The organism is Acinetobacter sp. 226-1 (assembly GCF_030329325.1).
GTDB classification, from domain to species: Bacteria; Pseudomonadota; Gammaproteobacteria; order Pseudomonadales; family Moraxellaceae; genus Acinetobacter; species Acinetobacter sichuanensis.
Genome location: NZ_JACANU010000006.1, coordinates 156,636 through 171,231, shown reverse-complemented (window position 1 = coordinate 171,231; position 14,596 = coordinate 156,636). Strand labels below are relative to the sequence as shown.

At 41.3% G+C, this 14,596-nt stretch carries 11 protein-coding genes and 1 tRNA gene; 11 read left to right on the top strand and 1 reads right to left on the bottom strand.

The annotated features are described in order from the left end of the window. The 11 genes from HX124_RS11705 to HX124_RS11655 all read left to right on the top strand — a co-directional run. Nucleotides 1-777: elongation factor Tu (locus tag HX124_RS11705; RefSeq protein ID WP_286383206.1), on the top strand; the 777-nt coding region annotated here is incomplete at its 5' end. A 45-nt stretch (nucleotides 778-822) separates the two neighbouring features. Continuing rightward, a tRNA-Trp gene (locus tag HX124_RS11700) sits at nucleotides 823-898 on the top strand. A gap of 74 nt (nucleotides 899-972) precedes the next feature. Then, on the top strand, nucleotides 973-1,413 hold the full coding sequence (secE, locus tag HX124_RS11695) for a preprotein translocase subunit SecE (RefSeq protein ID WP_107009198.1): 441 nt from the start codon (nucleotides 973-975) through the stop codon (nucleotides 1,411-1,413). A 7-nt stretch (nucleotides 1,414-1,420) separates the two neighbouring features. Further along, nucleotides 1,421-1,954 carry a transcription termination/antitermination protein NusG gene (gene nusG / locus HX124_RS11690; protein WP_004920613.1) on the top strand — a complete coding sequence of 178 codons (534 nt, stop codon included), beginning with the start codon at nucleotides 1,421-1,423 and terminating at the stop codon, nucleotides 1,952-1,954. Nucleotides 1,955-2,087: 133 nt separating this feature from the next. Then, nucleotides 2,088-2,516, top strand: a complete 429-nt coding sequence (rplK, locus tag HX124_RS11685; RefSeq protein WP_107009199.1) for a 50S ribosomal protein L11 — start codon at nucleotides 2,088-2,090, stop codon at nucleotides 2,514-2,516. 3 nt (nucleotides 2,517-2,519) lie between these two features. Beyond that, nucleotides 2,520-3,215, top strand: coding sequence for a 50S ribosomal protein L1 (gene rplA, locus HX124_RS11680; protein ID WP_107009200.1), 696 nt, complete (start codon nucleotides 2,520-2,522; stop codon nucleotides 3,213-3,215). A 318-nt stretch (nucleotides 3,216-3,533) separates the two neighbouring features. Next, nucleotides 3,534-4,040, top strand: coding sequence for a 50S ribosomal protein L10 (gene rplJ, locus HX124_RS11675; protein WP_107009201.1), 507 nt, complete (start codon nucleotides 3,534-3,536; stop codon nucleotides 4,038-4,040). Between the two features lie 48 nt (nucleotides 4,041-4,088). Beyond that, nucleotides 4,089-4,457: a 50S ribosomal protein L7/L12 gene (rplL, locus tag HX124_RS11670; RefSeq protein WP_286377485.1), complete on the top strand. Its 369-nt coding sequence runs from the start codon at nucleotides 4,089-4,091 to the stop codon at nucleotides 4,455-4,457. A gap of 307 nt (nucleotides 4,458-4,764) precedes the next feature. After that, a complete protein-coding gene (rpoB, locus tag HX124_RS11665) occupies nucleotides 4,765-8,853 on the top strand; it encodes a DNA-directed RNA polymerase subunit beta (RefSeq protein ID WP_107009203.1) in 4,089 nt (1,362 codons plus the stop codon). A gap of 154 nt (nucleotides 8,854-9,007) precedes the next feature. Then, a complete protein-coding gene (rpoC, locus tag HX124_RS11660; RefSeq protein ID WP_286383205.1) occupies nucleotides 9,008-13,201 on the top strand; it encodes a DNA-directed RNA polymerase subunit beta' in 4,194 nt (1,397 codons plus the stop codon). A 161-nt stretch (nucleotides 13,202-13,362) separates the two neighbouring features. After that, nucleotides 13,363-13,719: a YMGG-like glycine zipper-containing protein gene (locus tag HX124_RS11655; protein WP_107009205.1), complete on the top strand. Its 357-nt coding sequence runs from the start codon at nucleotides 13,363-13,365 to the stop codon at nucleotides 13,717-13,719. A gap of 66 nt (nucleotides 13,720-13,785) precedes the next feature. Here HX124_RS11655 and hisIE read toward each other — a convergent pair whose 3' ends face one another. Next, nucleotides 13,786-14,568 (bottom strand): bifunctional phosphoribosyl-AMP cyclohydrolase/phosphoribosyl-ATP diphosphatase HisIE, encoded by a 783-nt coding sequence (gene hisIE / locus HX124_RS11650; protein WP_286377486.1) that lies wholly within the window; start codon nucleotides 14,566-14,568, stop codon nucleotides 13,786-13,788. Nucleotides 14,569-14,596 lie beyond the last annotated feature (28 nt).

The window sequence follows — 14,596 nt, the reverse complement described above, 5'->3', positions numbered from 1 at the left end:
GACATCGTTGATGACGAAGAGTTAATCGAATTAGTTGAAATGGAAGTTCGTGAACTTCTTTCTACTTATGACTTCCCGGGTGATGACACTCCAGTAATCCGTGGTTCAGCTTTAGCTGCACTTAACGGTGAAGATGGTCAATACGGCGTTCCTGCTGTACTTGCACTTGTTGAAGCGCTTGACACTTATATCCCAGAACCAGAACGTGCAATCGATAAAGCATTCTTAATGCCAATCGAAGACGTATTCTCAATTTCTGGTCGTGGTACAGTAGTAACAGGTCGTGTTGAATCTGGTATCGTTAAAGTTGGCGAATCAGTTGAAATCGTTGGTATTCGTGATACACAAGTAACTACAGTTACTGGCGTAGAAATGTTCCGTAAATTGCTTGACGAAGGTCGTGCAGGTGAGAACTGTGGTATTCTTCTGCGTGGTACTAAGCGTGAAGACGTACAACGTGGTCAAGTATTGGCTAAACCAGGTTCAATCAAACCACACACTAAATTCGACGCAGAAGTATACGTACTTTCTAAAGACGAAGGTGGTCGCCATACTCCATTCCTTAACGGTTACCGTCCACAATTCTATTTCCGTACAACTGACGTAACTGGTGCGATCCAGTTGAAAGAAGGCGTTGAAATGGTAATGCCTGGTGACAACGTTGAAATGTCAGTAGAATTAATCCACCCAATCGCAATGGACCCAGGTCTACGTTTTGCGATCCGTGAAGGTGGTCGTACAGTTGGTGCTGGTGTAGTTGCTAAAGTAACTGCATAATAGTATTGTCTCAAGCCGAGGGTTTCGATTCTCGGTTTGTGTTATAGGTCAGTAGTTCAATTGGTAGAGCGTCGGTCTCCAAAACCGAATGTTGGGGGTTCGAGTCCCTCCTGACCTGCCATATTTTTAATAAAAAGCTTGATGCCGACTGAACTGGTCATATAATAAGTCGCGAATCCTACGACGAGTAAAAGAATGTCGAATGATAAATCGCGTGACGCAATGGGCGGCGCGCCAATTCCTCAAAGAAATAATCCTGCTGAAGTAGTAAGTTCTGGTTCTCCACTAGATGTGGTGTTTTGGATCGTTGCCTTAATCTTGTTGGTTGGTGCAATGATGGTGAATCAGTTTCTACCGGCATATTGGGCACCAGCAAATAGTATTTGGGTGCGCATTGGGGTAATTATAGCTTGTATCGTAGTGGCTTTAGGTTTATTATACGCCACCCATCAAGGCAAAGGTTTTGTTCGTTTGCTAAAAGATGCTCGACTTGAATTGCGTCGAGTGACTTGGCCTACAAAACATGAAACAGTCACAACTTCATGGCAAGTTTTACTGGTTGTGGTCGTTGCCGCTATTGTATTGTGGTGTTTTGACTACATGATCGGTTGGTTTATGAAGTTTATTATCGGGTAAGAGAGCTATGAAACGTTGGTACATTATTCATGCCTATTCAGGTTATGAAAAACAAGTGATGCGTTCACTTAATGATCGAATCCAGCGTAGCGCTGTTGCTGATAGTTTTGGTGAAGTCCTTGTTCCTACCGAAGAAGTGGTGGAAATGAAGGATGGTAAGAAACGTAAATCAGAGCGTAAATTCTTTCCAGGCTATGTGTTAGTTGAAATGGAAATGAATGATGAAACTTGGCACATTGTAAAAGAATGTCCAAAAGTATTGGGTTTCATTGGTGGTACAGCAGAAAAACCTGCACCAATTACGCAAAAAGAAGCTGATGCGATTCTTGCACGTGTACACAATAAAGGTGAAGCACCACGTCCTAAGACGATGTTTGAGCCTGGTGAAGAATTATTGGTTATTGACGGTCCATTCACAGACTTTAAAGGTGTGGTGGAAGAAGTTCAATACGAAAAGTCTCGTTTAACGTTGACAATTAATGTATTCAATCGACCAACTCAAGTTGAATTGGAATTTCGCCAAGTCGAAAAAACAATCTAATTTGTGTTGTTCAGGAACGCCCGATTTTTTTTGAAAGTCGGGCATTGTTGTTGTAACGGTATCATACTGATTTTACGTTACATTAAAAATATGGGGAGCTCTAAAAGGCGTTTGTACCCAGAGGTAATTTGAAATGGCTAAGAAGATTGACGGCTATATCAAGCTGCAAGTTCCAGCTGGTAAAGCGAATCCATCTCCACCGATTGGTCCTGCACTAGGTCAACGTGGTGTTAACATCATGGCATTCTGTAAAGAATTCAATGCTGCTACACAAAAAGTTGAAGCTGGTCTTCCAATTCCTGTAGTGATTACTGTGTACAACGATAAGTCGTTCACATTCATCATGAAAACTCCACCTGCTGCGATTCTTCTTAAGAAAGCTGCTGGTATTCAAAAGGGTTCAGCTGTACCTAACAAAACTAAAGTTGGTAAGTTGACTCGTGCTCAGTTAGAAGAGATCGCGACTACTAAAGAACCAGATTTAACTGGTGCTGATTTAGACGCTCGTGTACGTACCATCGCTGGTTCTGCACGTTCTATGGGCTTGGATGTGGAGCTATAAGACATGGCAAAGTTAACTAAACGTCAAAAAGCCATTGCTGCTGCAATTGAAGCTAACAAAGTTTACACTTTGGAAGAAGCAGTACAAGTTCTTAGCAGCCTACCTGCTGCAAAATTCAAAGAATCTTTGGATGTTGCGGTAAATCTAGGTGTTGATCCTCGTAAATCTGACCAAGTTGTTCGTGGCGCGACTACACTTCCTGCAGGTACTGGTAAAACTGTACGTGTTGCTGTGTTTGCTCAAGGCGCTGCTGCTGAGGCTGCTAAAGCTGAAGGCGCGGACATCGTTGGTTTTGATGATCTTGCTGAAAGCATTCAAGCGGGTAACTTAGACTTTGACGTAGTAATTGCTGCTCCAGATGCAATGCGCGTTGTAGGTAAGTTAGGTACAATTCTTGGTCCACGTGGCTTAATGCCAAACCCTAAAGTGGGTACTGTAACTCCTGACGTTGCAACTGCAGTTAAAAATGCAAAAGCAGGTCAAGCACGTTACCGTGTAGACAAAGCGGGTATCATCCACGCTGCGATCGGTCAAGTAGGTTTCACTGCTGAAGCTGTTCGTTCAAACGTTGAAGCACTTGTTGCTGACCTTAAGAAAGCAAAACCTGCAACTTCTAAAGGTATTTACATTCAAAAGATCACTTTGAGCTCAACTATGGGTCCTGGTCTTACTGTTGATGTACAAAACGTTTCTAAATAAGTTTTAACTTATTTAAATAAAGAATTTTAAAGCCCTGAAAATCTCCCCCAGCCCCTCTTTATGAAAGAGGGGAGTAAGTCCCACTTTTTTAAAGGGGGATTTAGGGGATTCTTAGGCAAACTTTGAATTGATAAGTGAATATTTATCAGCGTCAAAGACCTCAGGCGAGGTGGTTTTTCGAAGCCACTTCTTAAAAACCCAGTCTGAGTAGACGCGGTGGTGTGATTTGTTCCTCCTCCGCGTGTAAGTTCAGCAATGATCTTACGAATTGGGAGTGCACTTTTTTGAGTGCATAAATCACCGTTAGGAGGTTTTACAATGGCTCTTCTTATCGAAGACAAAAAACAGATCGTAGCCGAAGTAACTGAAGTTGCTTCTACTGCGTATGCTGCTGTTGTTGCTGACTATCAAGGTTTAACTGTTGAGCAATTAACTGCTCTACGTGTTGAAGCTCGTAAACTTGGTGTTGCTACTCGTGTAGTTCGTAACACTTTAGCTAAACGTGCGCTTCAAGACACTCAATTCAATATTTTGAGTGATAACCTTGTTGGCCCAACAATCTTAGCTTTCTCAACTTCTGAAGACGACATGGGCGCAGCTGCTCGTTTGTTTGAAGATTTTGCTAAAACTAATAAAGCATTTGAACTTAAAGCTGCTGCATTCGACGGTAAAGTTTATCAAGGTGCTGAAGTTAGCGTTATCGCGAACCTTCCAAACCAAGAGAAAGCGCTTACTATGCTTGCAAACGTTCTTCAAGCTCCTATTTCGAAATTGGGTCGCCTTATTACAGCGCTCAAAGAGAAAAACGAGTCAGAAGCTGCTTAAGCTTAAACATTTTTACACACCATTCAATATCCATTTGGAGTTACTCTCATGGCTTTAACTAACCAAGAAATCTTAGACGCAGTTGCTGAAAAAACAGTTCTTGAACTTGTTGAACTTATTTCTGCTTTTGAAGAAAAATTCAATGTATCTGCTGCTGCTGTAGCTGTTGCTGCTGCAGGTCCAGCTGTTGCTGCTGCTGAAGAACAATCTGAATTCACAGTTGAACTTGCTAGCTTCGGTGCTAACAAAGTTGCTGTAATTAAAGCAGTTCGTGAAGCAACTGGTCTTGGTCTTAAAGAAGCTAAAGATCTTGTTGAAGGCGCTCCTTCTGCAATTAAAGAAGGCGTTTCTAAAGAAGAAGCTGAAGAACTTAAAACTAAACTTGAAGCTGCTGGTGCTGAAGTTAAACTTAAGTAATCTTAAGCGGAGTCGATTATTTAAAAATCGACTCCACAAATTGGCTGATAGCTCTTGGGCTATCAGCCTTTTTGCGTTACAATAATCGGCTCGATTTTAAATTGAATGATGGGAAAATCGTCAATTTTAAAAATAAACAAAGAAAATCAAATGCTTAACAATGTTTTTCGATTTTGAAAATATTGTTAAGCGTTTTATACCACTGAAAATTGCAGCATTTGTATAAAGGTGGTGGTCATATCGACCTGCGTAATTCCTTCTAAATCTGTTCTGCAGGCGGATTTAGTTTACTTTCCGAGGACTCCAGATGGCATACTCATATACCGAAAAGAAACGGATCCGTAAGAATTTTGGTAAATTGCCCCAAGTCATGCATGCTCCGTACCTGCTCTCGATTCAAGTCGACTCGTACAGAACATTCTTACAAGATGGCAAATCTCCAAAAAATCGCGAAGATATTGGTCTCCAAGCCGCATTTCGTTCAGTGTTTCCAATTGAAAGCTATTCTGGCAATGCTGCTTTAGAATTCGTTGAGTATAGCCTTGGTAAGCCAGAGTTTGATGTACGTGAATGTATTCTTCGCGGCTCAACTTATGCGGCACCAATGCGTGTGAAAATTCGTTTGATCATTAAAGATCGTGAAACGAAATCAATCAAAGACGTTCGTGAGCAAGAAGTTTACATGGGTGAAATGCCACTCATGACAGAGAATGGTACCTTTGTTATCAATGGTACTGAGCGTGTAATTGTATCGCAATTACATCGTTCACCAGGTGTATTCTTTGATCATGATAAAGGTAAAACACACTCAAGTGGTAAAGTGCTTTATTCAGCACGTATTATTCCTTACCGTGGTTCATGGTTAGACTTTGAGTTTGATGCAAAAGATTTAGTTTATGTACGTATTGACCGTCGTCGTAAATTATTAGCTACCGTTGTACTACGTGCATTAAATTATACAAATGAACAAATTCTAGACATGTTCTATGAAAAAGTTCCTGTATATCTTGATATGGGTAGTTATCAAATTGACTTAGTGCCTGAACGCCTTCGTGGTGAAATGGCGCAGTTTGATATTGCTGACAATGATGGTAAAACTATTGTTGAGCAAGGTAAACGTATTAATGCGCGTCATGTACGTCAAATGGAAGCTGCGGGCTTAACAAAACTCCCAGTTCCTGATGAATACTTATATGAGCGTATTGTTGCACAAGATATCACTTTACATAATGGTGATGTGATTGCTGCAAATACAGTATTGAGCCATGAAGTAATGGTGAAATTGGCAGAAGGTGGTGTTAAACAATTTAACGTGCTTTATACCAATGACATCGATCGTGGTCCATTCGTTGCGGATACTTTGCGCGCAGATACTACTTCAGGTCGTGAAGAAGCATTAGTTGAAATTTATAAAGTAATGCGTCCAGGCGAGCCACCAACAAAAGAAGCGGCAGAAAACTTATTTAATAACTTATTCTTCTCAACTGAGCGTTATGATTTATCGCCAGTGGGTCGTATGAAGTTTAATCGTCGTTTAGGTCGTCCTTACGAAGTGGGTACTGACCAAAAATCACGTGAAGTTGAAGGTATTCTTTCAAACGAAGATATTACTGATGTTTTAAGAACATTGGTTGAGATTCGTAATGGTAAAGGTGAAGTCGACGATATTGACCATTTAGGTAACCGTCGTGTTCGTTCTGTTGGTGAAATGACAGAAAACCAATTCCGTGTAGGTCTAGTTCGTGTTGAGCGTGCTGTTAAAGAGCGTTTAAACCAAGCTGAAACAGATAACTTATCTCCACAAGATTTGATCAATGCTAAACCAGTTGCTGCTGCAATCAAAGAATTCTTTGGTTCAAGCCAGTTATCTCAGTTCATGGATCAAAACAATCCATTATCTGAAATTACACACAAACGTCGTGTATCAGCACTTGGTCCTGGTGGTTTAACACGTGAACGTGCAGGCTTTGAGGTACGTGACGTACATCAAACTCACTATGGTCGTGTTTGTCCAATTGAGACACCAGAGGGTCCAAACATTGGTTTGATCAACTCACTTTCTGTATATGCAAAAGCAAATAGCTTTGGTTTCTTAGAAACACCATATCGTAAAGTTGTTGATGGTCGTGTAACTGAAGAAGTTGAATATTTATCTGCAATTGAAGAAGTAGGTACTGTCATTGCACAGGCCGATTCTGGTGTAGATAAAGATGGTAACTTAACAGAAGAATTCGTTTCTGTACGTCACCAAGGTGACTTCGTTCGTATGCCACCTGAAAAAGTAACGCATATGGATGTTTCTGCACAGCAGGTTGTATCTGTTGCAGCATCACTTATTCCATTCCTTGAACACGATGATGCCAACCGTGCATTGATGGGTTCAAACATGCAACGTCAGGCTGTTCCGACATTGCTTGCTGACAAGCCACTTGTTGGTACAGGTATGGAAGCAAACGTAGCACATGATTCTGGTGTGTGCGTGATTGCGAAACGTGGTGGACGTATTGAGTTTGTTGATGCTTCTCGTGTGGTTATTCGTGTCAATGAAGACGAAATGATCGCGGGTGAGGCAGGTGTAGATATCTACAACCTCATCAAATATACACGTTCAAACCAAAACACTTGTATTAACCAAAAAGTGCTTGTAAGCCTTGGTGATAAAGTAGGTCGTGGTGATGTTCTGGCTGATGGTCCATCAACAGATGGTGGTGAATTAGCACTTGGTCAAAACATGCGTGTCGCATTTATGACTTGGAACGGTTACAACTACGAAGACTCGATTTTATTATCTGAGCGCGTACTTCAAGAAGATCGTTTAACTTCGATTCATATTCAAGAATTGTCATGTGTTGCGCGTGATACTAAGTTAGGTGCAGAAGAAATTACTGCCGATATTCCTAACGTAGGTGAAGCGGCATTATCTAAACTTGATGAATCTGGGATCGTGTATATCGGTGCTGAAGTAACAGCAGGTGATATTCTTGTTGGTAAAGTAACGCCTAAAGGTGAAACGCAATTAACACCTGAAGAAAAATTGCTTCGTGCAATCTTTGGTGAAAAAGCGGCTGACGTAAAAGATTCTTCTTTACGTGTATCTTCTGGTGTGAAAGGTACAGTCATTGATGTACAAGTCTTTACTCGTGATGGTATTGAGAAAGACGAACGTGCTCAAGCGATTGAAAAATCACAACTTGATGCTTACCGTAAAGACTTAAAAGAAGAATACAAAATCTTCGAAGAAGCAGCACGTGAACGTATTGTTCGTTTGTTGAATGGTCAAGAATCTAACGGTGGTGGTTCAACTAAACGTGGTCAAAAAATCACTGAAGATTTGTTGTCGACTTTAGATCTTGTTGATTTGCTTGAAATTCAACCTGTTGATGAAGCTGTTGCTGAGCGTTTAACTCAAATTCAAGTGTTCTTGAAAGAGAAGAGTCTTGAAATTGATGAGAAATTTGCTGAGAAGAAACGCAAACTTTCTACAGGTGATGAATTAACAACTGGCGTATTGAAAGTTGTTAAAGTTTACTTGGCTGTTAAGCGTCGTATCCAACCAGGTGACAAGATGGCGGGTCGTCACGGGAACAAAGGTGTTGTATCTAACATCTTGCCTGTAGAAGACATGCCACATGATGCAAATGGTATTCCTGTTGATGTGGTGTTGAACCCACTCGGCGTACCATCACGTATGAACGTGGGTCAGATTCTTGAAACTCACTTAGGTATGGCAGCAAAAGGTCTTGGCGATAAGATCGACAAGATGTTGAAAGAGCAACGTACTATTCTTGAGTTACGTGAATTCTTAGACAAGATTTATAACAAAGTCGGTGGTGAGCAAGAAGATCTTGATAGCTTAACTGATGATGAAATTTTGGTATTGTCTGGTAACCTTCGTCAAGGTGTTCCTTTAGCAACACCTGTATTTGATGGTGCTGAAGAAGGACAAATCAAAGAGTTACTTGAACTTGGTGGTATCTCACGTACAGGTCAGACAGTATTGTATGATGGACGTACAGGTGAGCGTTTTGACCGTCCAGTAACCGTTGGTTATATGTATATGTTAAAACTCAACCACTTGGTTGATGACAAAATGCATGCGCGTTCTACAGGTTCTTACTCGCTTGTAACTCAACAGCCGCTTGGTGGTAAAGCACAATTCGGTGGTCAGCGTTTCGGTGAGATGGAGGTTTGGGCACTTGAAGCTTATGGTGCTGCTTATACACTTCAAGAAATGCTTACTGTGAAGTCGGATGACGTTGAAGGTCGTACTCGTATCTATAAGAATATTGTAGATGGTAACCATTATATGGACCCTGGTATGCCTGAATCGTTCAACGTATTGACCAAAGAGATCCGTTCTTTAGGTATCAACATTGAACTGAAAAATGGTGATTAAACTTCACCATTAAATCTCCCTAAATCCCTCTTTATGAAAGAGGGACTTTCCCCCTTTTTTAAAGGGGGATCAAGGGGGATTAAAATTCAGTGAAAAAACAATATTTGTGACCCAGTTGTAGAGTGAAAATCTCCACAACACACGGAGAAAAAAATTGAAAGACTTGCTCGATATCATGCGCAAAAAGACGGATTCAGACGGTCATGCTCCTGTAGAGTTTGACCGCATCCGTATTGGTCTTGCGTCACCAGAAATGATTAAGTCATGGTCTCACGGTGAAGTTAAAAAGCCTGAGACAATTAACTATCGTACTTTTAAACCAGAACGTGATGGTTTGTTCTGTGCCAAAATTTTTGGTCCAGTAAAAGATTACGAATGCTTGTGTGGTAAATACAAGCGTATGAAATACAAAGGCGTCATTTGTGAAAAATGTGGCGTTGAAGTAACAACTGCGAAAGTTCGTCGTGAACGTATGGGTCACATCGAATTAGCTTCTCCAGTTGCACATATTTGGTTCTTAAAATCATTACCAAGCCGTATCGGTTTACTTCTTGATATGACTTTACGTGATATCGAACGTGTATTGTATTTCGAATCTTATGTTGTAACTGATCCTGGCATGACGCCAATGGAGAAGTATCAACTTCTTAATGATGAAGAATACTTCACTGCGTTAGAAGAACACGGTGATGAATTCACAGCGAAAATGGGTGCAGAAGCGGTTCAAGATTTGTTAAAAGACATTGATCTTGAAGCTGAAATTTCTCGTTTACGTGAAGAAATTCCAAACACAACTTCAGAAACAAAGCTTAAAAAAGCATCTAAGCGTTTGAAGTTGATGGAAGCATTCAACGATTCAAATAACAAGCCTGAATGGATGGTGTTGACTGTACTTCCAGTACTTCCACCAGATCTTCGTCCGCTTGTACCGCTTGAAGGTGGTCGTTTTGCGACTTCTGACTTGAACGATTTGTATCGTCGTGTGATCAACCGTAACAACCGTTTAAAACGTCTTCTTGACCTTGCAGCGCCAGACATTATCGTACGTAACGAAAAACGTATGTTACAAGAGTCTGTGGATGCATTGTTAGATAACGGTCGTCGTGGTCGTGCAATTACAGGTTCGAACAAACGTCCTCTTAAATCTTTGGCAGATATGATCAAAGGTAAGCAAGGTCGTTTCCGTCAAAACTTACTTGGTAAACGTGTTGACTATTCGGGTCGTTCGGTAATTACAGTTGGTCCATCACTACGTTTGCACCAATGTGGTCTTCCTAAGAAAATGGCACTTGAATTATTCAAACCATTTATCTTTGCGAAACTACAAGCATCTGGTCAAGCAACCACCATTAAAGCTGCGAAGAAAATGGTTGAGCGTGAGACACCAGAAGTTTGGGATGTACTTGCATCTGTCATTCGTCAGCATCCAATTATGTTGAACCGTGCGCCAACACTTCACCGTTTAGGTCTTCAAGCATTTGAACCGACTTTAATTGAAGGTAAAGCGATCCGTCTTCACCCACTCGTATGTGCTGCGTTTAACGCCGACTTCGATGGTGACCAAATGGCGGTACACGTTCCATTAACACTTGAAGCTCAACTTGAAGCTCGTGCGTTAATGATGTCAACCAATAACATCTTATCACCTGCAAATGGTGAGCCGATTATCGTACCTTCTCAGGACGTTGTCTTAGGCTTGTATTACATCACTCGTGATGCGATCAATGCCAAAGGTGAAGGCATGGTGTTTGCGGATACTCACGAAGTAAACCGTGCACTTGCAACAGGTCAAGTTGATTTACACGCTCGCGTAAAAGCACGTGTACACCAAACTGTTATTGATGAAAATGGTAATCGTGAGCATCAAACGATTGTTGTAGATACAACTCCTGGTCGTTGTTTACTTTGGGAAGTTGTTCCTGAAGGAATGGATTTCCAACAAATCAATCTTGAGATGACCAAGAAAAACATCTCTAAATTGATCAACTCTTGTTACCGTAAATTAGGTCTTAAAGATACAGTAATCTTTGCGGATCAATTGATGTACTTGGGCTTCCGTCAAGCAACTCGCTCTGGTGTTTCTGTCGGTATGGAAGACATGGTTATTCCACCACAAAAACAAGCGATTATTGACAAAGCAGAAACTGAAGTTCGTGAAATTGAACATCAGTTTGAGCAAGGTTTCGTAACTGCTGGTGAGCGTTATAACAAAGTTGTCGATATTTGGGCACGTACCAATGACCAAGTAGCGAAAGCAATGATGGACAATTTGTCATTCACAACTGTTAAAAACAAACAGGGTGAAGATGAGAAACAAAAATCATTCAACTCAATTTATATGATGTCTGACTCAGGTGCCCGTGGTTCGGCAGCTCAGATTCGTCAGCTTGCGGGTATGCGTGGTTTGATGGCGAAACCAGATGGTTCGATCATTGAAACGCCAATTAAAGCAAACTTCCGTGAAGGTTTGACAGTACTTCAGTACTTCATTTCAACACACGGTGCACGTAAAGGTTTGGCCGATACAGCACTTAAAACAGCGAACTCTGGTTACTTAACTCGTCGTTTGGTTGACGTAGCACAAGACTTAGTGATCACTGAGCCAGATTGTGGTACTTATGACGGTCTTGTAATGACTCCGTTCATTCAAGGCGGTGATGTCATCGAGAACTTAGGTGCTCGAGTATTAGGTCGTGTACTTGCTGAAGATGTGAAGAAACCAGGTACAGAAGATGTACTTCTTCCACGTAACACATTGATTGACGAGAAACTTGCAACGTATCTTGAAGACAATGGTGTCGATGAAGTTAAAGTGCGTTCAGTTGTAAACTGTGCTTCAACATTCGGTGTTTGTGCGAAATGTTATGGTCGTGACCTTGCTCGCGGTCACTTGGTAAATCCAGGTGAATCTGTTGGTGTAATGGCTGCACAATCAATTGGTGAGCCTGGTACACAGTTAACCATGCGTACATTCCACGTGGGTGGTGCTGCAAGCCGAACTTCTGCTGCAAACAGCGTTCAAGTACGTAACAAAGGTACAGTACGTTTCCATAACGTTAAAACTGTACAACATGCCAAAGGTCACTTGGTATCTGTTTCACGTTCAGGTGAAATCGGTATTGCAGATGATATCGGTCGTGAGCGTGAGCGTTATAAACTTCCTTACGGTGCAAGCATCTTGTTGAAAGATGGTGAAGCTGTTGAAGGTGGTGGTATCGTTGCAACTTGGGATCCGCATACACATCCATTGGTTACGGAAGTTGCTGGTAAAGCACGTTTCAGCCAAATCGCTGATGGCGTGACTGCAACATCAAAAACTGATGATGCAACTGGTATGACAACGACTGAAATTTTACCTGTAACAGCTCGTCCTGCTTCTGGTAAAGATTTACGTCCTGCGATTGTGTTAGATACAGTGGATGGCGGTGAACAATTCTACTTCTTACCACAAAATACAATCGTAACTGTTCGTGATGGCGAAACGATTGGTGTCGGTGACGTTATCGGTCGTGTACCACAAGAAACTTCACGTACACGTGATATTACCGGTGGTCTTCCACGCGTAGCGGATTTATTTGAAGCACGTAAACCGAAAGAGCATGCAATTCTTGCAGAAGTTTCAGGTATTGTGAGCTTTGGTAAAGAAACTAAAGGTAAAAACCGTTTAGTGATTACACCTGATGATGGTGCAGAAGTTTACGAAGAGTTGATTCCTAAATGGCGTCAAATCAACGTGTTTGAGGGTGAGCATGTGAACCGTGGTGAAACCATTTCTGATGGTCCACAAAATCCACATGACATCTTACGTCTCAAAGGTGAAGTTGCATTAACCAACTACATCGTAAACGAAGTACAAGACGTTTACCGTCTACAAGGTGTAAAAATCAACGATAAGCACATTGAAGTTATCGTACGTCAAATGTTGCGTAAAGTTGATATCACTGATGGCGGTGATACAAGCTTCATCAAAGGCGAACAAGTGGATTACATCCGCGTTGTGGGTGAGAACCAAGCTGTTCTTGCACAGAACAAGTTCCCAGCGAAGTTTGAACGTCAATTGATGGGTATTACCAAAGCATCGCTTTCTACTGACTCGTTCATCTCTGCTGCATCGTTCCAAGAAACAACACGTGTGTTAACGGAAGCTGCTGTAACAGGTAAAGAAGATGATTTACGTGGTCTGAAAGAAAACGTTGTTGTAGGTCGCTTGATCCCTGCGGGTACAGGTTTGGCTTACCACTTAGAACGTCGTCGTCAAGAAGCAGAAGCTGCTGAGCATGAGCTTGTAAATGACTTCTCTGAAGTTGACCAAGCATTCTCACAAGCTTTAAATGAAGATATGTTCTAATTTGACAATATCATCTAGATTTTAAAATAAAGAGGCGCCTTAGGGCGTCTTTTTATTGTTTACAGAAAATATGTGAAAAGTTGCGTTTCTTAACAGAGTACTAAGATTCAGTTCATGAAATGCGATTAAGATAAATGAAAGAGCAGATCATGGAGAATGACATGAAAAAATTAATGAGTATATTTGCAATCGCATCACTTTCGACCTTGATGTTGACAGGCTGTGAAAACATGTCGAGTAATGATAAACGTGTTGCATCAGCAGCTTTAGGTGGTGCAATTGGTGGGGGCGTAGGAAATAATGTAGGCGGTGGTACAGGTGCTGCGCTTGGTGGTGGTGCTGGTGCTGCGGTAGGAAGTAAAACATCCAATGGTTCAAATCGTAATGCAACTTATAGTGGTGTAGGTGGTGCGATTGGTTCAGCGATTGGGAAAGGCGTTTTTGGTGGTAATACAGGTGCTGCAATTGGTGGTGCAATCGGTGGTGGAGCAGGGGCTGCGATTGAACAAAGACGTTAAGCTTTAGCCTTAAAAGATTGAATTAAAAAAATAAGCGCATTATGCGCTTATTTTTATTGGAAAATTTTAATGCTGGCGATTTGCTTTTTCAACCAAGCCAGACAGTCCTTGACGACGCGCTAATTCATTTAAAACCAATTGTACATCTAGGTCAAAATAACCCAACATCACAATGGTATGGAACCATAAATCAGCCACTTCATAGATTAAATCATTTTTATTGTCTTCATTGGCTTCCGCTTTAAAATCTTTAGCAGCAATCACAGTTTCAAAGCTTTCTTCGCCAATTTTTTCTAAGATCTTGTTTAAACCTTTATGATAAAGTTTTGCGACATATGAAGACTCAGGATCGGCTTTTTTACGCTCTGCCATCATTTTGCCAAGATAATCTAAAACTTCAACTTGTTCTGATTGGGCATTAGATGCATTCATTGCAATAGTATGTGGGTTAGATGACTTTTCCCCATAAATCGCATTTGGATCTTTGAGCTGTGCATCGACAATTTCCCAACCGTTTGGCGTAAGTTTGCGATAGAAACATGATTCACGACCTGTATGACACGCGATGCCGCCTTCTTGTTCAATTTGTAGCACGATCACGTCTGCATCGCAGTCTAAACGGATTTCGTAAACTGTTTGAAAATGTCCAGATTCTTCGCCTTTGAACCAAAGCTTATTGCGTGAACGTGAGAAGTAAATCCCACGCATTTTTTCTGCGGTGAGTTGGAGTGCTTCGCGGTTCATCCATGCCACCATCAAAATGCGTCCTGTTTGATGATGCTGTGCAATAGCAGGAATCAGTCCTTGTTCGTTAAATTTTACTTCATCGAGCCATTGCAAGTTGTTCATAGGATTTCACCAAGTTGATTGATATTAG